The 22,860-nt window shown below is 71.9% G+C and carries 16 protein-coding genes and 1 pseudogene; 4 read left to right on the top strand and 13 right to left on the bottom strand.

The features are described 5' to 3' along the window. Nucleotides 1-108: 108 nt before the first annotated feature. Both Pen02_RS16035 and Pen02_RS16030 read right to left on the bottom strand, forming a co-directional pair. Nucleotides 109-1,104: a carbohydrate ABC transporter permease gene (locus Pen02_RS16035; protein WP_239140818.1), complete on the bottom strand. Its 996-nt coding sequence runs from the start codon at nt 1,102-1,104 to the stop codon at nt 109-111. Next, nucleotides 1,101-2,402: an ABC transporter substrate-binding protein gene (locus Pen02_RS16030; RefSeq protein WP_203866859.1), complete on the bottom strand. Its 1,302-nt coding sequence runs from the start codon at nt 2,400-2,402 to the stop codon at nt 1,101-1,103. The genes Pen02_RS16035 and Pen02_RS16030 overlap by 4 nt, the downstream gene beginning before the upstream one ends. Nucleotides 2,403-3,081: 679 nt before the next feature. On the opposite strand from Pen02_RS16030, the gene Pen02_RS16025 reads away from it, so the two are divergent. The 3 genes from Pen02_RS16025 (at nt 3,082) to Pen02_RS16015 (ending at nt 6,259) form a co-directional block, all read left to right on the top strand. After that, nucleotides 3,082-3,513 (top strand): RusA family crossover junction endodeoxyribonuclease, encoded by a 432-nt coding sequence (locus tag Pen02_RS16025; protein ID WP_203866858.1) that lies wholly within the window; start codon nt 3,082-3,084, stop codon nt 3,511-3,513. Nucleotides 3,514-3,671: 158 nt separating this feature from the next. Beyond that, on the top strand, nt 3,672-3,956 hold the full coding sequence (locus Pen02_RS16020) for a hypothetical protein (RefSeq protein ID WP_203866857.1): 285 nt from the start codon (nt 3,672-3,674) through the stop codon (nt 3,954-3,956). A 278-nt stretch (nt 3,957-4,234) separates the two neighbouring features. After that, nucleotides 4,235-6,259, top strand: coding sequence for a putative bifunctional diguanylate cyclase/phosphodiesterase (locus Pen02_RS16015; protein ID WP_203866856.1), 2,025 nt, complete (start codon nt 4,235-4,237; stop codon nt 6,257-6,259). Nucleotides 6,260-6,384: 125 nt separating this feature from the next. On the opposite strand, the gene Pen02_RS16010 is transcribed toward Pen02_RS16015, so the two are convergent. Then, a complete protein-coding gene (locus Pen02_RS16010; RefSeq protein WP_203866855.1) occupies nt 6,385-7,362 on the bottom strand; it encodes an FAD-dependent oxidoreductase in 978 nt (325 codons plus the stop codon). Between the two features lie 57 nt (nt 7,363-7,419). Continuing rightward, nucleotides 7,420-8,166, bottom strand: a complete 747-nt coding sequence (locus tag Pen02_RS16005; RefSeq protein ID WP_203866854.1) for an AMIN-like domain-containing (lipo)protein — start codon at nt 8,164-8,166, stop codon at nt 7,420-7,422. A 254-nt stretch (nt 8,167-8,420) separates the two neighbouring features. Between Pen02_RS16005 and Pen02_RS16000 the strand changes: the two genes are divergently transcribed. Next, nucleotides 8,421-8,756 carry a hypothetical protein gene (locus Pen02_RS16000; protein WP_203866853.1) on the top strand — a complete coding sequence of 112 codons (336 nt, stop codon included), beginning with the start codon at nt 8,421-8,423 and terminating at the stop codon, nt 8,754-8,756. Nucleotides 8,757-8,759: 3 nt separating this feature from the next. Here Pen02_RS16000 and Pen02_RS15995 read toward each other — a convergent pair whose 3' ends face one another. The 9 genes and pseudogenes from Pen02_RS15995 to Pen02_RS15960 all read right to left on the bottom strand — a co-directional run. Next, nucleotides 8,760-9,512, bottom strand: a complete 753-nt coding sequence (locus tag Pen02_RS15995; RefSeq protein WP_203866852.1) for a thioesterase II family protein — start codon at nt 9,510-9,512, stop codon at nt 8,760-8,762. A gap of 49 nt (nt 9,513-9,561) precedes the next feature. Beyond that, complete coding sequence (locus tag Pen02_RS15990) at nt 9,562-11,514, bottom strand: AfsR/SARP family transcriptional regulator (protein ID WP_203866851.1); 1,953 nt, start codon at nt 11,512-11,514, stop codon at nt 9,562-9,564. 19 nt (nt 11,515-11,533) lie between these two features. Continuing rightward, nucleotides 11,534-13,324, bottom strand: coding sequence for a fatty acyl-AMP ligase (locus Pen02_RS15985; RefSeq protein WP_203866850.1), 1,791 nt, complete (start codon nt 13,322-13,324; stop codon nt 11,534-11,536). Between the two features lie 548 nt (nt 13,325-13,872). After that, nucleotides 13,873-14,793 (bottom strand): TauD/TfdA family dioxygenase, encoded by a 921-nt coding sequence (locus tag Pen02_RS15980; protein ID WP_239140814.1) that lies wholly within the window; start codon nt 14,791-14,793, stop codon nt 13,873-13,875. Nucleotides 14,794-14,869: 76 nt separating this feature from the next. Further along, nucleotides 14,870-15,784: a TauD/TfdA family dioxygenase gene (locus Pen02_RS15975; protein WP_239140812.1), complete on the bottom strand. Its 915-nt coding sequence runs from the start codon at nt 15,782-15,784 to the stop codon at nt 14,870-14,872. A 137-nt stretch (nt 15,785-15,921) separates the two neighbouring features. Beyond that, complete coding sequence (locus tag Pen02_RS15970) at nt 15,922-17,397, bottom strand: MFS transporter (protein WP_203866847.1); 1,476 nt, start codon at nt 17,395-17,397, stop codon at nt 15,922-15,924. Further along, complete coding sequence (locus tag Pen02_RS42810) at nt 17,394-18,344, bottom strand: ornithine carbamoyltransferase (RefSeq protein ID WP_307837716.1); 951 nt, start codon at nt 18,342-18,344, stop codon at nt 17,394-17,396. The genes Pen02_RS15970 and Pen02_RS42810 overlap by 4 nt, the downstream gene beginning before the upstream one ends. A 213-nt stretch (nt 18,345-18,557) precedes the next feature. Continuing rightward, a pseudogene (locus Pen02_RS15965) lies at nt 18,558-21,323 on the bottom strand (non-ribosomal peptide synthetase); the annotation flags it as partial. A gap of 5 nt (nt 21,324-21,328) precedes the next feature. Further along, nucleotides 21,329-22,860, bottom strand: a 1,532-nt coding sequence (locus Pen02_RS15960) for a condensation domain-containing protein (protein ID WP_239140808.1), incomplete at its 5' end; no start/stop codon positions are given.

Genomic DNA, 22,860 nt, shown 5'->3' with positions numbered 1-22,860 from the left:
CTCCTTCCGTTCGCGACTGCGGGGCTCCGCTCCGCTGCACTCCTCGCGCTCACCAGAGCCTCCTTCCGTTCGCGACTGCGGGGCTCCGCTCCGCTGCACTCCTCGCGCTCACCTGCGGCCTCCCTCGTCGGTGCTGCCCGGGGCAGCCGTGCCGAACAGCTTCACGAAGACGAACGCGATGACCGCCACGGTCAGGAAGATCAGCACCGACATGGTCGAGCCGATCCCGAGGTTGAGCCCGCGCATCAGGTTGTTGTAGGCGAGCATCGACACCGACGACGTCTCGTTCGCCCCGGCGGTCAGCACGAAGATGTTGTCGAAGACCCGGAACGCGTCCAGGGTGCGGAACAGCAGCGCCACCAGGATCGCCGGCTTCATCACCGGCAACATGACTCTGGTGAACCGCTGCCAGGCGGTGGCGCCGTCCATCGAGGCCGCCTTGAGCAGGTCCTCCGGCACCAGGGCCAGGCCCGCCATCAGCAGCAACGCCATGAACGGGGTGGTCTTCCAGATCTCCGCCAACATGATGATCGCCAGCGCGCTGGCCCGTTCCGTCAACGGCGCCCCCTCGCCGAAGAGTGTGGCGAGGTAACCGGTGCCGGGCGTCCAGGCGTACCGCCAGGAGAAGGCGGCGACGACGGTGACGATGCCGTACGGGATCAGCGCCGAGGTGCGGACCAGCCCGCGCCCGACGATGGTCCGGTGCATCACGACGGCCAGTCCCATGCCCAGCACCAACTCGACGGCGACCGTCACGACGGTGATCAGCATCGTCACCCCGAACGCCGTCCACCAGTAGTCGTTGGTCAGCACGGTGACGTAGTTGGCCAGGCCGACGAACTCCCGCTCGTCCGGGAACTTGAGGTCGAACCGCTGCAACGACAGCCAGACCGAGTACAGGATCGGATAGGCGGTCACCGCCACCATCACCAGTGCGGCCGGGGCGCAGAGCAGCCAACCCAGTCGGCGCTCGGCCCGCTTCCCCTCGCTCAGCGGCGCCCGGCCGGCGCGGCCGGTCCGGCCGCGCCGGGGCGCCGGCACCGCGCCGGTCCTGCCGGACCGCTCCGCAGCGGTCCCGGTCTCGGTCTCCGTCTCGGTTCTCATGGCAGCACCCCCTTCGAGTCGAGCGCGTCCTGGGTCGCCTCACGCATCCGGTCCGCGGTCTTCTCCGGGTCGATCGCCGACGGCGGTGACAGCGTCGCCGACAGCACGGTCGAGATGTTCTGGTACGCCGGGCTGCGCGGCCGGGTCGCCGGATCCTTCAGCTCCTCGAGGATGGTGTCCCGCATCGGGTACGCCTCGGCCATCTCCGGCTCGGCGTAGACGCTCTCGATGGTCGGCGGCACCCCGTCGTTGATCGCGGAGAACTTCTGGTGCTCGGCGTCGCGAAGGCAGGAGGCGGCGGCGAAGGACTCCTCCGGATGCTTGGAATAGCGGCTGACCGCCAGGTTGAACCCGCCGATGGTCACCTTGCTCGGGGTGCCGGCGTCCACGCCCGGGAACCGGGCCCACTTCACCTTCTTCGCCAGCTCCGGGTCGGCCTCCTGCATTGCCGGATAGACGAACGGCCAGTTGAGCTGGAAGGCGCCCGCTCCGGACTGGAAGTCGAGCCGGGCCTGGTCCTCGATGGTGTTGGAGAAGGAGGAGGTGGTCACCCCGGCGGTGGCGAAGTTCCGCAGCACCTCCAGGGCCCGGACCGCGCCCTCGTCGAAGACGGCCTTGCTGCCGTCGTCGCTCAGGATCCGACCGCCGGCGCTGGCCACCAGGGTGTTGTAGAGGACGACCAGCCCCTCGTACTGGGCACCCATGGTGATCACCCGGTACGGCTGGCCGCGTCCCCGCAGGTCCTGGGCCATCCGGATCATCTCGTCCCAGGTCTGCGGCGGCTGCGGCACCAGGTCGGAGCGGTACCAGAGCAGTTGCACGTTCGTGTTCTTCGGCGCGGCGTAGAGCCGACCCTCGTACCGGGCGGTCTCCAGCGGACCGGCCAGGGTGCCGCGTTCGACCTCGGCCCGGCGCTCGCCGGTCCACTCCAGTACCCACCCCGCGCTGGCGAACTCCTGGGTCCAGGTCACGTCCAGACCCAGGACGTCCATTCCCGGGTCCTCGGCGGCGAGCCGGCGGACCAACTGCACCCGCTGGTCGTCGGCGGCCCGGGGCAGCACCCGGTACGCGATCCGGTAGCGCCCGCTCGCCTTCGCGTTGCAGTCGTCCACCACCTTCTGGATGTTCTGCTCCGTGGTGTAGTAGAGGTTGACGGTGGGGATGCCGCCGTCGTCGCCGGAACCGCAGGCGGCGAGCGGGGCCAGTAGCACCAGCGTCGTCACCGCCGCCGCCAGCCGGTTCCGACGGCTCCGGACCGGACCACCTCGGCCTGGACCACCCCGGCCTGGCTCAGCCATCCCGGCCTCCCGCTGCCCGCCCGGCCGGCCCGCCGACGTCGACGTCCGCACACGGTGACCGCCGATGGCGTCGCGCCGACCGCAGGTCGCACATTCGGTTACCGCTCATCACGCCGCCCTCCCCTCTCCACGACGACCGGGGCGGTATCCGTCCCGGCACACGGCGAAAGCACCTCGCCTCAGGCCGCAGACGAACCGCCTGGCCAGACGCAGGTGTCGGACATCCCCACTGCCCCGCCGCCGACCGGCCGAAACATCGACGGAGCTCAGCGGGACGGCGGCTCCCGGACGCCGTCCGGACGCCTTGGACACGGAATCGGCGGGCGACCGAGACGGAACTGCCAGGCGACGGGGATGGAACCGACAGGCGACGGGGATGGAACCGACAGGCGACGGAGGCGCGGGGCGGCAAGGCGACCGGGGCGCGGGGCGGCCCGGTCGGCGGTCCTCCGACCGTGGTCCACAGTGGTATTCCCGGCGGCCCACGGCTCCGCTACCGTGGGTGCTACCTCCGGCGCCAGCAGGTCGCCGTCGACGCCGACACGCTCCCGGACCAGCTCACGTCGCCCGGGCGGGCGCGTCCCGGTCCGGACCGTCCCGAGCAGCAGGTTCCGAAAGGCGAAACGCGCCCCGTCCCCGCGATCCTTCGGCAGGATCGTCCGCAAGAGGAGGTGCCGCCATGCAGAACACCCGGGCGCTCACCCTGTCCTTCGAGGTCAACGGACCACCACCGGTCAAGACCGAGGCGCTGTCGATCTTCGCGGCCGGCCACCGGCAGGCCGCCCGGGTCCGTACGCTGCTCCAGGCCGCCTGCGGCGCGGCACAGCGCAGCGGCTGGACCGCGTTGGCCGAGCCGGTCGCCCTGGAGGTGGTACTGCGCTGCCCGCCGGGCCGGCGGACCTCCGACGCGGCGACCCTGATCGGCGGGATCGGCGCCGTGCTCCAGGACAAGAAGCGGGCCGCCGACATCGGCCTCGCCCACCTCGGGGTACTCGCCGACGTCGCGCTCTACGTCGACGACCGGCAGATCCAGCAGATCTCGTACCGGGAGGAGCCGGCCGAGGAGATGTCGTACCTGGTCCGGGTGACCTCCCTGCCGCCACCGGTGTGAGCCGCGCGAGCCGGCCGCCCCGGCCCGTACCGCACCCGCACCCGCACCCGCCGGAGCGGACCCGGTTTGACCACCACCCTCGGCTGGGTACGCGGACCGGAATCCGGCGGGTTGACGGGGACCGGCGGGCAGCGGCATCGGCGACGAAGGGAGCGGTCATGTCGGAGCCACACGTCACGCTCGACCCCGCCGGGCTCGACCCGGCACGGCGGCATCTGCGCGGCCCGCTGGAGGAACAGCTCAGCTCCGCGCTGCGCGCGGCCACCGAACGGGTCTGGGCCGACTACGCGGGTGAACCCGTCGAGGTGGTCTGTCGCCGGCTGCTCGACGAGACCAGGGCCGGGCTGCATCCCGACATCGCCGACGGGTTCACCCCGGACATGGACGAGTTCTGCCGGGTGGCGGTGGCGATCGTCCGACGCGACCCCGCCGGCTCGACCTGACTGCGGGCCGACCTGACCGCGGGCCGACCTGACCGCGGGCCGACCTGAGTACGGGCCGACCTGAGTACGGGGCTGGGCCTGACCGGGGAACCGGACAGACGAGGCTGACAAGCGACCGGATAGACGATCGTAAGCCCGCCGGCCGGACAGGATCGACGGCCGTCGGCGTAGGGGCGTTGGCCGTGGGCATCCGGCCTCCGTAGACTCAGTGCGCCGTTACGGCCGACCGTGCGCGTCCCGCGTTCCACCGGATCCGGTCGATCTCCACGGGAGGCCCTGTGCCCGCACTGCCGTCCAGCGTGCCCGCTGCGGTGCTCGACACCACCTCCACCGCGCTGCTGACCGCTTCCGAGCGGGGCGAGGTGACCTGGTACAACCGGGCGGCGCAGCGACTCGGCCAGTTGATCGGCGCGGACATCGGCTCCCTGCCGTTCGCCAGCGCCGTCCCGGACGGCCCAGCTGTCGAACTGCGCTGCCCGACGGCGGACGGCACGCTCCGGCACCTGCGGGTGACATGCCGGCGACTGCCGTCGTCGCGTACCGGTCCGGAGCCGGACAGCCGGCTGGTCTACGAACTGACCGACGTCACCGAGCAGCGCGCCGACCGGCGCCGCGCCGACGACTACGCCTGGCGGCTGGCCCACATCGAACAGTTGGCCCGGGTCGGCACCTGGGAGTGGCACCTCCCCACCGACCAGGTGGAGTGGTCGCCCACCCTGAAGGCGATGATCGGGCTGGCCCCGGAGACCGCGCTGGACTACCCGACCTACCGGACGTTGATCCACCCGGACGACCTCGGCATGATCGAGGCGACCCTGGAGCGGGCGATCCGGGAGGCCAACTCGTTCACCTACACGCACCGGATGTACCAGGCGGACAGCCGGCAGATGCGCGTACTGGAGTGCTACGGCGAGGTCTTCACCGACGAGTCCGGCAAGCCGCTGCGGATGCTCGGCACGGCGCACGACATCACCGAGATCCGGCAGGTCCAGGACGAGCTGGCGTACCTGGCCGAGCACGACCCGCTGACCGGACTGCCGAACCGGCGGGCGTTGACCGCCCGGATGAGCGAGCTGACCGGCGCCGACGGCCCGGCCACCACCGCGCTGCTGCTGATCGACATCGACAACTTCAAGGACATCAACGACCTGCGCGGGCACGCCGTCGGCGACGAGGTCCTCCGGCTGCTGGCCCGGCTGTTGACCAACCACCTGCCCGCCGGGGCGGTGCTCGGTCGGCTGGGCGGGGACGAGTTCGCCGTACTGCTGCCGTCCTGTCAGGCCGACCGGGCGCTGGCGATCGGCGCCGGCCTCTGCGACACGGTCGCGCACACCCCGTTCGCGGTACGTGGCGAGCCGTTGCGGGTGACGTTGAGCATCGGCGCCGCGCCGCTGGATCCCGCCGACGACGACACCCTGCTGCTCGCGCACGCCGATCTCGCGCTGTACCAGGCCAAGGGCGAGGGCCGTAACCGTGCCCGACTCTTCGCGCCCGAGCAGCAACGCCTGGCGGCCCAGCGGGTCGACCTGGTCTCCCGGGTACGCCGGGCGTTGGACAACGGCCAGTTGCAGCTCGACGCGCAGCCGATCATCGACCTCGCCGACGCCCGGGTACGCAGCTACGAACTGCTGTTGCGGGTACGCGACGACCAGCACCGGAAGATCGGCCCCGGGGACTTCCTGCCGGCGCTGGAACGCGGCGACATGATCTACGAGTTGGACCGGTGGGTGGTGGAGACCGCCACCGGTGCGCTCGCCTCGGCTCGGGCGGCCGGGGTGGAGCTTCGGCTGGACGTGAACATCTCCAGCCGCTCGTTGGAGGATCCCAGCTTCGGTGACTGGGTGGTGGGTACGCTGGCCGCCGCCGCCGTACCGGCCACCCAGCTCGGCCTGGAGATCACCGAGACCACCGCGATCGCCAACCTGGCCGCCGCCCGGCGGCTCGCCTCCACGCTCACCTCGGCCGGCTGCCGGTTCAGCCTGGACGACTTCGGTGCCGGCTACGGCTCCTTCGTCTACCTCAAGCACCTGCCGTTCAGCGCCGTCAAGATCGCGGGTGAGTTCGTCCGGCAGGCCGACCACGGGGGCTCCGACCCGATCCTGATCGACGCCGTGGTTCGGGCCGCACACGGGCTCGGGATGCGGACCGTCGCCGAGCACATCGACCGGCCCGAACTGGTTCCGGTGCTGCGCGGACTCGGGGTCGACCGGGGCCAGGGCTACCACCTGGGCCGGCCCGAGCCGCTGCACGAGCTGATGGCCCGGACCACCGCCCCGGGCGGAGTCTCCGCGACGATCTCCTAGCGCGCCGCCGACCCGCGACGATCCCCTCGTCCACCACTGCCCCGCGAAGGTTTCCCGGTGCTCCGCCGACCCGCGACGATCTCCCCAGGTACCGCTGACCGGCGTCCGTCCCGCCGGACGGGTCGCTAGCCGCCGGCCAGCGTCACCACCTCGTCGGCGCAGCCCCAGCCGAGGGTGACGCCGGCACCGCCGTGCCCGTAGTTGTGGATCAGCCGGGCCGGACCGGCCAGCCCGGACACGTCCTCGGCCACCCGCGCTCCGCCGTGCCGGCCGGGCCGCAGCCCGGCGAGCTGCCCGAGCACCGGCGCACCGGCCAGTTCCGGGACCAACGCGACGCACCGGGCCAGGATCGCCGCACCGGCCTCGTCGTCCGGCCCGGTCTCCGTCCGGTACGGCTCGACGGTGCCGCCGAGCACCACGTCCCGGCTACGCGGGTGGACGTAGGTGATGCCGGCCGGGTTTCCCTCGTCGCGTACCGAGGTGGTGAGACCCGGGTTGGCCACCAGCACGATCCGGCCCCGGACCGGGTGCACGGCCGGATCGTCGGCGAGCTTCCCGGCGCCCAGCCCGGTCGCGTTGACCAACAGCGGCGGCCGGTCCGCCGACGGCAACACCTCGGCGGCGATCCCGACCGCGTCGACGAGCCGGTCGACCCGCTGCCGGCGCACCGGTACGCCCAGTCCGGCGAGCCGCTCGACCAGCCAGTCCAGGTACGGTCCCATCTCGACCGTCGGCACGGTGAACCGCCACTGCCCGGCGTACCCGTCGGGGGGCGGGACGGTCCGGAAGTCCGGCACCGCCGAGGCCCACCACGGGTTCCCGGTCACCGGCTCACGCAGCAGCATCCGGGTCGGCCGCATCACCACACCGGGTACGCCCTGTCCGGCCTGTCCGGCGAGGACCTCGAAGGTGCGCCGGGCCCAGTCCAGTACCCGGGGATCGGCGCTGGTCCGGCTCGGATACCAGACCGCGCCGGCGACCCGGGAGACCGTGCCGGCCGGCTCGTCCTCGGTCAGCACCGCCACCCGGGCCCCCGCCTCGGCCAGTCGTACCGCGGCGGTCAGCCCGACCACGCCCGCGCCCAGCACCAGTACGTCCCGCATCCGACCAGCATCCGGCGCGGCGGCGGAAGGTGGCAAGCAGTCGCGGCGAGCGTGCCGTCAACTCCGCCGGACGTCCACCGCGACCACGTACCGGCCGTCGGTGCGGACCAGTTCCAGCGCCCGGACCGGCAGCGCCTGGTCGCTGCCGGGGGCCACCCGCAGCCCCAGCCCGTAGGTGAGGTAGCCCTCGAAGTCACCGCCGAAGGCGTACCCGCGCAGGGTGGGGAAACCGAGGGCGGGCGGGGGTGCGGTGGTGACCGAGGAGCGGCCCCGCTCGTCGTGCGCCTGTGCCTGCACGAACCGGATCCGCAGGAAGGCGTTGCCGGGCAGCCGGAGCGGCTCGCCGGTGCCCTCGGCCGGTACCCGGGCCAGGTAGGCCAGTTCGTAGGAGGGGAAGCCGCCCCGGAAGTAGAACGAGATCCGGGTGTAGCCGGGCCGCTCCTCCGGATGGTCGGCCGCCCGGATCTCCACCAGGTACGGCAGCGGCGGTGCGGGCGGCGCTGCCACCGGTGGGCGTACCCGGTGCCGGACGAGCGCCGGCTCGGCCGGTACCGCCCACCCGTACGCGGTCCGGAACGAGGTCACCGGCTCGTCCCGGTCCGGCCGCGCCGGCCGGGTCGGGGTACCCGGAAGGGCCGTGCCGTCGTCGGGCGGTGCCGGGGTGCCGGACGGATCTGCCGGGGTCGTGGCCGGTGGGCTGCCCGGCGGCGGGCCGGGACGTGGTGCCGGGTCGCAGCCGGTCAGGCCGACGAGCAGCAGGACGGGGAGCACGGCGAAGAGCGGCGGTGGTCGGTGCGGTCTCATGTGGCTGTGACGCGCGACCGGGCCGCCCGGTTTACCCGTGACGGGCCGCCCGGGTGGCGACGCGGGGCGGCGGAGCGGGGCGTTACGAGGTCACGGACGTGAGCAACACCATCCCGCAGGGTAACGACATTCTCACTCCAAGTCCATAGAGGAAAACCCCTAAACCGCGCCGGATCCCCGTAAGTAAATAAACGTGCTTCACGAGGGATCAATGAGGGTGTCTGCGCATGAAAGGTACGACTATCCTCGGTAGCGTGAAGGAAGAGATGGACCGCGAGCTCAGCCCTTCCACCCGGACCCAGCGCTACGTGGTGGTGTCCGAGGTCGTCGTCGAGGTGGAGAACGACTACCGCCTCAGGGCGGCGGCGCTGGTCAAGCTGGACGCCGTGGCCGCCAGCACCCCCGAGGGACTGGAGCGGATGCGCAGCCGCATCGAGGGCGACACCGCGGTCGCGCTCGACTTCCTCACCGATCCGGTCGCCGCCATCGCCGCCGCCGACGGCATCCGCGCGCACGGCCACGCCATCCGGGTACGCCGATATTTGCCCCGCGACGACGGCGACGGGGAACCCGAGGACCGGCAGCGGTAACCGCTACCGGGGCAGCAGCCGTTCGACAAGCATCGGGACCAGCCGGTCCGCCTGGTCGTCGAGATAGAAGTGCCCGCCCGGCAGCGACCGCACCTCAAGCCCGGCGCTGGTGTGCAGCACCCAGTGCCGCGCGTCGGCGGTGGTAAAGGTGTGGTCCCGGTCCCCGACGAACGCGGTGACCGGACAGTTCAGCGGCTCGCCGGCCGCATACCGGTAGGTCTCGATCAGTCGCAGGTCGCTGCGGACCATCGGCAGCGTCAACTGCCGGATCTCGTCAAGCTCCAGCAGCTCCGCGTCGCCGCCGAGTTCCCGGACGTAGGCGACCAGCCCGTCGTCGTCACGCAGGTGCACGCCGAGCGAGCGCCGGGCCGACGGCGCCGGGCCGGCCGACGCGAAGAGCCGGCGCACCGTGATCGAGTCGCCGGCCTGCCACCGCCGGGCCACCTCGAACGCGACCACCGCGCCCATGCTGTGTCCGAAGAGCGCCACCGGCCCGGACAGCTCGCGTTCGGCCGCCGCGACGATCTCGTCGACGAGCGTGGTCATGTCGTCGATCACCGGCTCGCCGTACCGGTTCTGCCGGCCGGGGTACTGCACCCCGATCACCTCGATCGACTCCGGGACGAGTTCCGCCCAGCGCCGGTACGCCGCCGCGCCGCCGCCCGCGTGCGGAAAGCAGACCAGCCGGAGCGTGGCCCGGGGCGCGGCGGCGTAGCGGAGGAACCAGTCGTTCGTGACTCTGCCGTACGTGCTCACCGGTCGGATCCTCTTCCTCGTCGAAACGCCCCGGTGCGGGGCAGGGCGGTCACCCGTTCTCCTGGGGGCCCGGACCGGAGCGGCTGCCGAAGGTGCGGTCCAGCGCCGCGTACCGTTCGTCGGCCGTCTCCTCGTCGGCGGCGTGCTCCAGCGCCAGCGCCCGGACCAGGTCGTGGAAGAAGTAGCGGGCCTGGCTCGCCCCGTCAGCCTGGGCGACGTCGAGCAGCCGGGCGTCGACGAGCTGTTCCAGCAGTTCCCGCGCGGTGCCGAGGGTGACGTCGAGCAGCACGGCGGCGGTCCAGACGGTGAACCGGGGCGCGTCGAGCAGGGCCAGCAACCGGAAAGCGCGGCGGGCGGGGTCGTCCAGGCCCTGCAGGCTCAGCGCCACGCTGGCCCGGACCTCCAGGTCACCGATCCGCAACTCGTCGAGCCGGCGGCGCTGGCTGGACAGCCGGTCGGCGAGCCGGGCCAACCGCCAGTGCGGCTTGGCGGTGAGCCGGGCACCCGCGATGCGTACGCCGAGCGGCAGGTGGCCGCAGAGCTGGACGATGCGTACCGCGGACTCCGGCTCGGCGGCCACCCGGGCGGCACCGACGATCTTGGACAGCAGCTCCAGCGCCTGCACGTGTTCGAGCACGTCCAGGTCGATCAGGGGTACGCCCTCCAGCGCCGCCAGCCGCGCACGGCTGGTCACCATCGCGGCGCACGTCGGGCTCTCCGGCAACAGTGGGCGTACCTGCTGTTCGCTGGCGGCGTTGTCGAGGAGTACCAGCACCCGACGCCCGGCCAGCCGGCTCTGGTAGAGCTGCACCCGCTCCGTCATCGAGGCCGGGACGTCGGGCGGCGGTACACCCAGCGCCCGCAGCATGGTGGCCAGCAGGCCGGCCGGATCCGCCGGCTGTGGACCGGCACCGCGCAGGTCCAGGTAGATCTGCCCGTCCGGGTACGACGACCGGAGCAGGTGGCCGACGTGGATCGCCAAAGCCGTCTTGCCCAGCCCGGCCATCCCGCCGATCACGCAGGCCAGCCGCCGCCCGCCGTTGTCCGCCCGGCTGCGCAGCAGCGCCACCACCTGGGCGGCCTCCCGGTCCCGGCCGGTGAAGTCGGCGACGTCCGGCGGCAGCCGGGCCGGCAGCGGCTCGGCCGGTACCCGCCCGACCGGAAGCCGGACCTCGGTCGCCGGCAGGGTGAGCGCCGCCTCGGCGGCCAGGATGGACTTGTGCAGGTCCTGTAGCTCGCGCCCCGGGTCGATGCCGAGTTCCTCGGCGAGCAGGTGCCGGTAGTCCTGGTAGCTGGCGAGCGCGTCCGCCTGCCGGCCGCACCGGTAGAGGGTGAGCATGAGCTGTCCACGGAGCTGTTCGCGCAGCGGGTCGGCGGCGACCAGCCCGGTCAGTTCGACGACCAGCCGCCCGTGCTGGCCCAGCGCCAGCTCGGCGTCGATCCGGTCGCCGAGCGCGGCCAGCCGGGCCTCCTCCAGCCGGGGCCGCTCCGCGTCGCTGAGGTATTCGGTGACTCCGGCGAGCGCGGGACCACGCCACAGCGCCAGGGCGGTCCGCAGTGCCTCCGCCGCCTCGGCCGGCCGGCCCTCGGCCAGCGCGTCCCGGCCGTGCGCGGCGAGCTGCTCGAACCGCACCAGGTCGAACCGGTCCGGCGCGACCCGCAGCACGTAGCCGGGGCGCTGCCGGACGATCTCGGCGTCCGGCGCCAGCTTGGACCGCAGCCGGGAGACGTACGTCTGGATCTGCGCGGCGGCGGTGACCGGTGGGTCGTCTCCCCAGAGCACGACGGCGAGTCGGGAGTCGGAGACCACCCGGCCACGCGCGAGCAGCAGCGCGGCGAGCACGGTACGCACCTTCGAGGCGCTCAGCTCGACCACGCCGGTCGAGTCGACCACCTCGACCGAGCCGAGGATCCGAAATTCGATCTCTCTCCACCCGGGGTCGCCGGCCGGGTCGGCGCCGGTGGTGTCGACCGGTGCCGGGGTCGGCTGCGTTGCGATCATCGGGATCTCCCGCCGTACGTCATCGGAAGTCCTTGCCGTGGCTCACCGCGAGCGTCGGGCCGACGGCCCGGTAGCGGCGCCGCGTCTCGATGTCCAGGTCCTCGTAGACCGGGTCGAGGGCGTCGGCCATGAACAGCTCCCGCATCAGCGCCCGCTGCACCTTGCCACCGGGTGACTTGCGTACCTTGCCCGGACGCAGGAAGGCCACGTTCGCCACCCGGACCCCGAAGCAGCGGCTGAGCCAGTCCTTGACGCTGCGGGCCAGGCAGGACAGCGTCGCCGGGTCCGCCGGCTCCACCCGCACCTCGTGCAGGACGACGATCTCCTGCCGGGGTGACGGCACCGAGAAGACTGTGCCGGTCAGGTCGGCGAAGCGGATGTGCGAGGTGCGGACCGCCTTCTCCATGTCGTGCGGGTAGAGGCTCCGCCCGCCGATCACCAGCATCTCGCGCATCCGACCCAGCACGTACAGCTCGGAGTCGGCCCGGACGCCGAGGTCACCGGTACGCAGGTAGCCGCACTCGCCGTCGGCGGTGGTCGCGTCGAAGACCCGGTCGCTCTCCACCTCGCGCCGCCAGTAGCCCCGGGCGACGCTCCGGCCCCGGATCCAGATCTCGCCGAGTCGCCCGTCCGGCAATACGTCGGCAGTATCCGGGTCGACAATCTTGACGTCAAGACTATTCACCGTGCCACTGCTGACAAGTGATCTCGCCGTCGCGGCATCGGCCGCCGCCGGCAGGAGGATGTTCTGTTCCAGCCGGCTCGGATCGAACTGTTCCACGGCGAGCGGTCGACCGGGTCGGGTGCCGGAGACGAAGAATGTCGATTCGGCGATGTGGTAGCCGACCCGTACCGCCTCCGAACGGAACCCGGCCGGGGCGAATCTGTCGACGAATTCGATCAGCGGCTCCGGCTCGATCGGGTCCGCCCCGCTCACGCAGGCGTGCTCCCACCGGGTCAGGTCCAAGCCGCTGACCTGCTCGTCGGTCAACTCGCGGGCGCACAGCCGGTAGGCGAAACCAGGGGCGGAACTGAGCCGGACATCGTACTCGTCGATGGCCCTCAACCAGCGGGACGGATCCGCGAAGAAATCATCGGCGGGCATGATTACGGCGGTGGCACCACGATAGAGCGGTTCGAGCAGCATTTCGATCAGACCGGCACCGTCGTGCAACGGCAGCCAACTCAGGGAACGATCCTTCGGCGCCAGGGAGAAAGCATTCCGGAATGCCTCGAAATTGTGCGCCAGATTCTCGTGGCTGATCATCACGCCTTTCGGGTCACTCGTGGACCCGGTCGTATAGCGCAGCAGCGCGAGCGCGCCGGCACCGATATGGGTCGACCCGTCCCACGCCTCCGGGACACCCGGGACGGAGATGTCGGTGGCGGTGCAGAGCAGCCGGTCCAGTCCGTCCTGACTCATCCAGTCGGATACCGTCACCAGGCTCGCGCTGTCGGTCAGGACGATGCGCGGATCGCAGTCCAGCGCGATCCCGGTGGCCCGCATCAGGTGGTGCTTGTCCCCGTCCGGCAGCGGCGCCGGCACCGGGACGACGCCCGCGTACATGCAGCCCAGGATGCTTTTGACGAACTCCAGGCCGGTCGGATAGAGCAGCAGGGCGCGGTCACCGGGCCGACAGCGCTCCCGCAGTCGGCCGGCCAGCGCCCTGGCGGCCCGGTCCAGCTCGCCATAGCGGATCGTTTCCGAACGATCCTCACGTTCACTCCGGCACAGGAGGACGACCGCCTCCCGGTCCGGATCCTGGCCAGCGTGTCGGGTGACCCGCTCCACCAAACCCACATTTCCCACCCGCATTTCCCCCCAAATGTTGGCTGCGGGAAAGCGTGGCGGGCGGCGGCGGGCCCCCGAATGAGCGACAGCGTCTCGGCGGCCACGACCGCGCGCGCCAGATCTCCCCAAACGCTCACGGACGGTTCCGCCTACAATATCTGTGCGCCGATATTCAATCAAGTCGGGTTGGAGACACCGATAAGAACTTCGAGCGAAACATCTGGAAAACGTCCCGACGCTAATCGGGACGGGTCCTTTACTACCGCAAAGTAACCTGGACTACCTTGCCACAATGTCCCGCCCACCAGGGCAATTGACCCGGCCGGCCGGGATACTCCCCGTTTCTTTGCCGAGGCGGACAACATAGTCGGGCGTCGTCTGGATACGGCGGCGTATCCAGAAGACAAGACAGTTTCACGTACTCGTCCTCAACCCGGGCAATCCGCGATCGGATCGGGCAATCCGAGTCGGAGCAGGCCGGGGCGAGCCGGAAATAATGGGACGACATGTCAGAAGCCCGCCCCGGCGGCCAGAGGGCTGCCGGGGCGGGCTTCCGCCGCGCGGGGTCAGGCGTTCGAGGGTTCCGCCATCGCCACCGCGATCTGCCGGGGGCCGGTGAACGGCTCCCGACCGTGCGCCGCGAGCATGTTGTCGACCACGAGCACGTCGTCGTACTGCCAGTCGAACCGGGTGGTCGCGGCCCGGTAGCAGTCCCGCAGGTGGCCGATGACGTCGTCCGGGATCCGGCCGCCGTCGCCGTAGTAGGTGTTCGTCGGCAGGTCCTCCTCGTCGAAGATCTCCAGGACCCCCTCCCGGACGTCCCTCGGCAGCGTCGTCACGTGGAAGAACGTCGCGTGGTTGAACCACACGGTCTCGCCGCTGACCGGATGCGTGTGCACCGGCCTGCGGACCGCCCGGGTACGCAGCCCGCCGCCGTCCCGCCACTCGGTCTCGATCCCGTTCGACGCGCAGTACGCGGTGACCGCGTCCCGGTCGTCGGTGTTGAAGATCTGCTGCCACGAGGTGCCGAACGAGCCGTGGAAGTTGCGCACCACCATCCAGCCCCGGCGGACGAACTCCTCCCGGATGGTCGGGTCGATCGCCCGGTACACCTTCCGGATGTCGGCCAGCGGGGTCGCACCCCGGGTCGCCGGCGCCTGCCGGCAGTAGAAGTAGAGCGTCAGCGGCCAGACCGCCTGGTACGAGTTCTCGTTGTGCAGGAAGATCTCCTCTTCCGGCGGGTAGTCGGTCGACGTGTAGACCTGGCCCTTGATGGTGCTGCGCGGCGAGGAGCGCTCCGAGTAGGTCAGCGGCGGGCCGGACAGCGCGCGTACCACCGCGTCGAAACCGTCGACACCGCCGACGGAGAAGCCGCGCAGCAGCAACGCCCCGCGCTCGTTGAGGATCTTCCGCAGACCGGCGCGCTCCGCCCGGATCAGCTCCCCGATCTCGGCCCCGGCCGACTCGCGGGTGACCAGGTACGGCATTGTTCCGATGTCAGTGGTAGAGAGTGTCATGGTCCGGCCCTTCCGGTCTGGACAGTTCCGCGCGTCGGGGCACGGGTCAGTCGGACATGGCCACCAGGACCCGACGCCGCCCGGTGAACGGACGCCGGCCGTGGCCGACCAGTACGTTGTCGATCAGCAGCACGTCGCCCTGCCGCCAGTCGACGTCGACGGCACTCTCCAGGCCACGGTCGCGCACCTGGATGACGTACTCGTCCGGGATCGGGCTGCCGTCGGCGAAGGTGACCGACTGCGGCAGCTCGTCCGGCGGCAGCACCTCGGCCAGCGACTTCGCGGTCTCGTCGCCGAGGGCCGCCGGGTGCCACTGGTCGGACTGGTTGAACCACACCTCGACGCCGGTCACCGGGTGCCGGGTGGTGGACGGCCGGTCCTGGGTGACCCGCAGCCCGCCGTCGGGCTTCCACTCCCAGTTCGCCTCGGTGCTGCTCAGGAACGCCTCGACCTCGTCACGGTCGGAGGTCTCGAAGGTGTCCTGCCAGCTCTTGCCGAGGCCGAAGCCGTCGTGCAGGTTCTGGGTGTAGCGCACCCCGCCGGTGTACGCGGCGCGTACCTCCGGGTCCAGCGACTCCAGCCACCGGACGCCGTCGACCACCGGAGTGGCGCCGCCGGTCTCCGCCGCCGTGTGGCAGAAGAACATCAGCCGGGACGGCCACTGGTGGGCGTACGACAGTTCGTTGTGCATCGAGATGGTGAACTCGGGCGGGTACTCGGTAGAGGTGTAGACGTTCTTCCCCACCTTGGTACGCGGCGAGTTGCCGTGCACGTACGCCAGCCGGTTCGGCAGCAGCCGGTCCATGACCGGGTCCAGCGTCTCCTCCGTCACTCCGAAGCCCCGGAAGACCAGCGCCTTCTCCGCGGTCAGCAGCTTCGCCAGTTCCGGCGTGGTCGAGAGGTAGTCGACCAGCCCCTGCGGGCTCGCCTCCGCCCCGGCGGCCACCGGGTCGATTTCCATCGGTCTCCAGGTCTGGTGACCTTCCATCGGACTCTCCCTTCGAGGGGACTCCCGCGAAGGTGGAGACCGGTAGCGGGAATCGGAAGGTAATGCGTTGGTGACACAGCCGTCATCCAGTCCAAGGATGAGGGCAAGATCTATACTTTCTCTCTACTGCGGCCATGGGGGCGCTGGACTGCGGAAACGGCCGGGTCGGGGCCGACGTTCCCGGTTGGGCCGTCGGTGGTCCGGGTGATGTCGCTGCGGGCCGTTCGGACGGAGTCGTTGCGGCCGGGCGCGGCGTGCCGGCCGAGCCGGCGGACCATCCTGGCGTTCTCCGGAGTCCTGGCGATGCCCCGCACCGCCGGACTGAGCACGGCGAGCACCACCAGCGAGGACATCACCGCGGCGAGCCCCAGCACCGTCGCCCGGATTCCGGCACCGGCCAGCAGCACCCCGCCGGCCAGCGCGCCGAGGAAGTTCGACCCCGAGGCCAGCAGCGTGGCCACCGCGCCGACCCGGCCCATCAGCGGGTCCGGGGTGATCCGTACCAGGTAGACCATGCCGACCACGTTGAACAGTCCGCCGACGTAGCTGTTCGCGGCGAAGATCATTGCCAGGCTGACCGGGTCGGTGGTGAACGCCATCAGCGGCACCGTCACCGCCCAGGCGGCCAGCCCGCCCACCACCAGGGCGCGCAGGGTGGCCCGGCGCAGCCACCACATGCCGGTCAACGCGCCGAGCATCCCGCCGACGCCACTGGCGCCGATCACCGCGCCGACGACCGCCGCCGAGCCGCCGCCGTTGCGGACGATGACCATCAGGGCCAGGGTGAGCGCCTGGAAGACGGCGTTGCTGATCGCCACGAACCCCAGCACGGTACGCAGGAAGCGCTGCCGCCACAGCCAGGCCACCCCCTCGGCGATGTCGGCACGCAACGTCGTACCGCGTCGCTCCGGTCGGGCCTGTTGGAAGGGCTTGCGGATCAGCAGCAGCGCGACCAGGGAGCCGAGGTGGGCGATCGTGGTGAACAGGAACGGCGCCCACTTCGCCACCGTGAACAGCACGCCGCCGACCGGCTGGCCGATCAGCACGGCGGCTCGCCCCCGGGTCTCGTTCTGGGTCAGCGCGGTCGGTAACTGCTCGGCCGGGACGAGGTGCCGGACGGCGGCCCGCTCGCCGAGCTGGTAGAAGACGCTCAGGCTGGTCTGCACGAACGCCACCACCATGAGTTGCGGCACCCAGACCCGGTCGAGCAGCACGGCCAGGGCCACGCTGCCGGTGGCGACGAGACAGCCCAGGTCGCAGAAGATCATCAGCCGGCGCCGGTCCCACCGGTCGACGAACGCGCCGGCCGGCAACTGGACGAGCAGGTGCGGCAGCAGCGCGGCGGCGCCGACCAGGCCCGCGTTGCCGGCCGATCCGGTGTACCAGAGCACCAGCATCGGGTACGCGATCGAGGTGACCCGGGCCCCCACCAGGGTGCCGGCCGCACCGGCCCAGAGCAGCAGGAAGTTCCGGTTGCGACGCAGCGGCGGCGGCGCCGCCACCCCGCCGGGCGCCCCGTCCGACGCCGTGGCATCGGGCGGCGCCGCCCCGCCGGCTGGCGGGGCGGGTTCCTCCACGATGCTCACGGCCCGGCCACCGGCGGTTCGGCCACCGGGCCACGCCGGCACCACTCCAGCACCGCCATCGCGCTGTGCAGCTTGTTCTCGGCCTGCTCGAAGGCGATGCTGGCCGGACCGTCCAGCACCTCGGCGGTGACCTCCTCGCCCCGGTGCGCCGGCAGGTCGTGCATGAACACCGCGTCCGGGCTGCCGACCCACAGCTCCTCGCCGACCTGGAACGGCGCGAAGATTTCCCGCCAGTTCGGGTCGGGCTTGCTGGTGCCGGTGGTCTGCCAGCGCGTGGTGTAGACGACGTCGAAGCCGCCGGGCAGCTCGGCCATGTCGTGCCGCTCGTGGATCGTCGCCGTACCCCGGGCCGCCTGTGCCGAGGCGGTCGCCAGGACCTCCCGGGTCAGCCCGTACCCGGGTGGTGTACGCAGTTCGAGGTGGGTGCCGGCGTACCGGGTCAGGGCCAGGGCCAGCGCTGCGGCGCTGTTGTTGCCCTCGCCGACGTACAGCACGCGCAGCCCGTCGATCCGGCCGAAGTGGTCGAGCATCGTGGTCAGGTCGGTCAGTGCCTGGGTCGGGTGCTCGTCGGCGGTCATCGCGTTGACCACCGACATCCGCTGCTGGGCGGCCAGCTGGCGCAGCTCCGCCGGGTCGCCCGAGGTGCGGGCAACCAGCACGTCGAGCATCCGGGACATCACCTGACCGGTGTCGGCGTGCGTCTCGCCGGTGTTGAGCTGGAGGTCGTCCGGCCCGTACGCGACGATCTGCGCGCCGAGCCGCAGCGCACCGCTGGAGAACGCGGTCCGGGTCCGGGTCGAGGTCTTCTTGAAGTAGATCCCGGCCACCTCGCCGTCGAGCGGCCGTTCCCGCCGGGCCTGCCCGGAGCGGAACCGGACCCCCCGGGCCACGATGGACCGCAGGTCCTCGTCCGTCAGGTCGTTGATCGAGATCAGATGCCGGGTCACCCGCGCCTCCTCGTCCGCCGCGCCCGCGACCGGCGGCGCGTCCCGGGCCCAGTCGGCGGCGAAGCCGTCCCGCCCGGCCGGCGCACCGACCCGGACGGTCCCGCCGTCGTCGGTGGCGGCGTAGCCCGCGGTCTCCGCCCCGCCGCCGGGCCGCTCGGCCCAGCCGGCCAGTTCGGTGGCGACGAACGACTGCACCGCCTTGCCGGACTCCGAGTTGGTCAGCACCACGAACCCGTCACCCGCCCGGAGCCGGCCCAGCGTCATCGCCCGGTAGCCGACCGTCTCGCCCGGATGGCCGAACTCCAGGTCCGGCGCGGTGTCGTCGACGACGGTGCCGAGGCCGTAGAAACTGCCCGGCGCGGCGACGGCGACCAGCTCGGCGGCGAGTTCCGGGGTGAGCAGTTCGCCACCGCCCAGGTGGGCGCGGTGGATCTCGACCAGCACCCGGGCCAGGTCCGCGGCGGTCGTCCAGAGACCCCCGGCGGCCAGCGCCGGCCGGTTCCGCCAGCCGTCGGGTACGGGTACCCCGTGCTCGTCGTGGCCGAGCGCCACCCGTCGGGCGGGGTCGGCCGGAAAGGCCGGGTCGAAGCTGCTGTCGGTCATGCCCAGCGGTGCGAAGACGAGCCGGTGGATCAGCTCCGGGAACGGTTCACCGGTCAGGTCGACAAGTACCTGCTGCAACACCGCGTAGTGGCTGTTCGTCTTCCGGAACGACTCCCCCGGCACCAGCTCGGGCCGGACCGGCTCGGAGGTCGCGGGCGGGCGGCCGTACAGCACGTCGAGCAGGGACGGTGCCGGCTCGGTCGGGGCGTACCCGGTGTTCGGGCTGGTGGAGAGGCCGGAGAGGTTGGCCAGCAGGTGTCGTACGGTGACCGGGCGGGAGCCCTCCGGCAGCCGCCAGGCGGTCAGGTAGCGGTTCACGTCGGCATCCAGCTCCAGCCGACCCTCCCGCACCAGCCGAAGTACGCCGAGCGCGGTCACGTGCTTGCTGATCGAGGCGACCTGGAACGGGGTCTCGGGGGTCACCGGCTCGGATCCGCCGGCCAACAGGACGCCGTAGCCGCGTACCTCGGCGACCTGGCCGGCCCGGACCAGCGCGACACTCGCCCCGGGCACGTGGTGCGCGGCCATGGTGGCCAGCGGCGACGGACCGGCGGCCAGCCGGCCGACCAGTTCCGGGGCCGACCCGACGACGGACGGCTCCGGGGCCGGCGCGGCGACCGTGCTGGTGGGGGCCGGTGCGCCGAGTGCCACGGCCAGGTCGGCGACGGTCGCGTGCTGGTAGAGCATCCGCAGCGACACCGGCAGCCCGGCCCGGCGGGCGGCCGTGACGAGCTGCACGATCCGCATCGAGTCGGCGCCCAGGTCGAAGAACCTGTCGTGCACACCCACCCGGTCGATGCCGAGCACGTCGACGCAGACCTCGGCGATCCGCCGCTCGGTCTCGTTGCGCGGCGGCACGAACTCGCGCTCGCCGCCGAACGAGGTCCGCTCCGGTGCCGGCAACGCCCGCCGGTCCACCTTGCCGGCGGAGTTCAGCGGCAGCGCGTCCAGGGTGACGAAGGCGGCCGGCACCATGTAGCCGGGCAGCGTCGCGGCCAGGAAGTCGCGCAGGTCGGCCGGGTCGACCGGCCGGCCGTCCACCGGTACGACGTAACCGGTGAGCCACTTCTCCCCGCCGGTGTCCTCCCGGGCCACCACCACGCCGTTGCGGACGTCCGGATGGGCGAGCAGCCGCTCCTCGATCTCCGGCAGCTCGATCCGGTGCCCCCGGATCTTCACCTGGTGGTCCGCCCGGCCCAGGAACTCCAGGTTGCCGTCCTGGCCGTACCGGACGAGGTCGCCGGTGCGGTACATCCTGGTCCCGGCGGTCCTGCCGAACGGCTCCGGCAGGAACTTCTCGGCGGTCAGCTCGGGTCGGTTGACGTACCCCCGGGCGACGCCGTCACCGGCGATGAACAGCTCGCCGACGACGCCGACGGCGACCGGCTGGAGGTCCCGGTCCAGCACGTACGTGCGGGTGTTCGCGATCGGCCGGCCGATCGGCACCGCCTCGACGTCCCCGGGTACGTCCCAACTCGTCGACCAGATCGCGGTCTCGGTCGGGCCGTACACGTTGACCAGCCGCTTCACCCGGCGGCGCAGCTCGCCGGCCAGGGCCGGCGGCAGTGCCTCGCCGCCGACCAGCGCGACCACCGGCCGGTCCCCGAAGCCCGCGTCCAGCAGCAGCTTCCAGCCCGACGGGGTGGCCTGGACGTGGGTCACCGGATACCGGTCGAGCAGGCCGACCAGCTCCGGGCTGTCCCCCACCTCGTCGTCGTCGGCCAGCACCAGCCGGCCGCCGCTGACCAGTGGAAGGTACAGCTCCAGCCCGGAGATGTCGAAGGAGAGCGACGTCGCGGCCAGCCAGACGTCGTCGGTACCGGCGTCCAGCAGCCGTCGCATCGAGAAGAGCAGGTTCAGCAGCGCCCGGTGCGAGATCTGCACGCCCTTCGGCCGGCCCGTCGAGCCGGAGGTGAAGATGATGTACGCCAACTGGTGCTGGTCGTCGCGGCGGGGCACCGGCTCCGCCGACCGGGACTCGATCGTCTCCTCCTCCCGGTCGGCGAGGACGTGCCGGCCGGAGTAGACCCCGTCCAGCCGGCCGACCAGCGTCGACTCGCTGACCACCAGCTCCGCACCGGCGGTCGCCAGCATGTAGCCGAGCCGCTCCGGTGGCAGTTCCGGGTCCAGCGGCACGTACGCCGCCCCGGCCTTCCAGACCGCCAGCAGCCAGGCCACCAGCGACGGCTGCCGCCCCAGCAGCACCCCGACCACCGACTCCGGCCCGACGCCCACCGCCCGCAGGTGCCGGGCGTACCGGTTCGCCAGCGCGTCGAGTTCGGCGTACCGGACCCGCTCGCCACCCTGGACCACCGCCACCGACTTCGGGGTGGCCGTGGCCTGCGCCTCGAAGACGTGGTGCACCGATCGACTCATCCCACTCACCACTCCACAGCCGTGTCGTTCCAGTCGGTCAACACCGCGTCCCGTTCCGCCGCCGGCATGTACGTCGCCCGGGCGTCCCCGTCGGCACCGGCGGCCATCGACTCCAGCACCGCCCGGTACATCGCTGCCACCCGCTCCGCGTTCTCCGGAGTCAGTGCCGAGCGCCGGACCCGCAGCATCAGGTGCCCCGGACCGGTCGACACCGCGAGCGCGAACTCGTTGGCGGCGTCGCCCGCCCCGGCCCGTACGTCGACGAAATCCGTGTCGACCTGGTGGAAGTCCTGGTAGCTGAACATCACCTCGATGAGCTGCCGGCCGCCGACCTGACGCTGGATCGCCGGCATCGGATAGCGCCGGTGCGGCCACAGCTCGACCTCGCGGTCGAAGACCTGCCGGACCAGCTCACCCCAGGTGCCGGCCGTCCGGTCGTGCGCGAACGGCAGGGTGTTGAGGTACATCCCGTAGACCTTGTCGGCGCCGTCGACCTCGGGGCGGGCGCTGCACACCAGGCCGGTGAAGAACGCCGGCTCGTCGGTGAGCTGGCTCATCACCTTCAGGTGCGCCGCGTGCAACACCGCCTTCAACGAGGTACGTGTCGCCGTGGCCAGCGCCCGGAGTCCGGGCTCCAGGTCCGGGAAGCCGACCGGGACCCGGAAGCTGCCGGCCTCGTCGGCGGCACCGCCCCAACCGGCGGGCGGGGTGAACCGGGCATGCCCGGTGACGATCCCCTGCCAGTAGTCCCGGTCCGTCGCCGACTCCAGCGAGTCGAGTTCGGCGGCGACGAAGTCCGCGTACCGGACCTCGGGCGCGACGACCGGCTCGGGCGTCTTGCCGGCGGCCAACTGCCGGTAGAGGTCGAGCACCTCCATCAGCAGCGACTGTTGACTCCAGCCCTCGGTGATCGCGTGGCACTGGGTGAAGCCGAGCCGCCAGGCGTCGTCGCTCTCGACGAACCCGGCCATCCGGAGCAGCGGCGGGGCGGCCAGGTCGAACAGGCTGGCCCGTTCCCGGGCGATCAGGTCGTGCAGCGCCCGTTCCCTGTCCTGGTCGGCCAGGTGCCGTACGTCGCACACCTCGACCGGCATCTCGGCACCCTCGTGCACGAGTTGCATCGGCACCGAGTAGCTGGTCAGGTCGAACGAGGTACGCAGCAGTTCGTGCCGCGCCACCACGATCCGGGCCGCCTCGCGCAGCGCCGCCGGCTGGAAGGGCTGCTCGTCCCGGATCCGGTAGAAGCTGGTGTTGTGGTAGCGGTTGCCACCCACCCCACCGAGCATCTCCACCACCATGCCGAGCTGCACCTGCGACAGCGGGTACGCGTCGACCACCCCGGCCGGCAGCGCGGCCCGGTCGACGGCGGAGACCAGGGCGAACGGCGCCACCGGTCCGGCCTCGACCTGCTGGTCGGTGACCGACTGGCCGGAGAGCTGCTCGGCGAGTTCGGCGACGGTGCGGTACTGGAACACGTCCCGGACCGCCACCTCGAACCCCGCCGCCCGCAACTTCCCGACCAGCGCCACCGCCCGAA

The sequence above is a fragment of the Plantactinospora endophytica genome, from assembly GCF_016862915.1.
Lineage (GTDB): Bacteria > Actinomycetota > Actinomycetes > Mycobacteriales > Micromonosporaceae > Plantactinospora > Plantactinospora endophytica.
The sequence above is the reverse complement of the archived record's forward strand: the minus strand, read 5'-3'. Positions and strand labels throughout refer to the sequence as shown.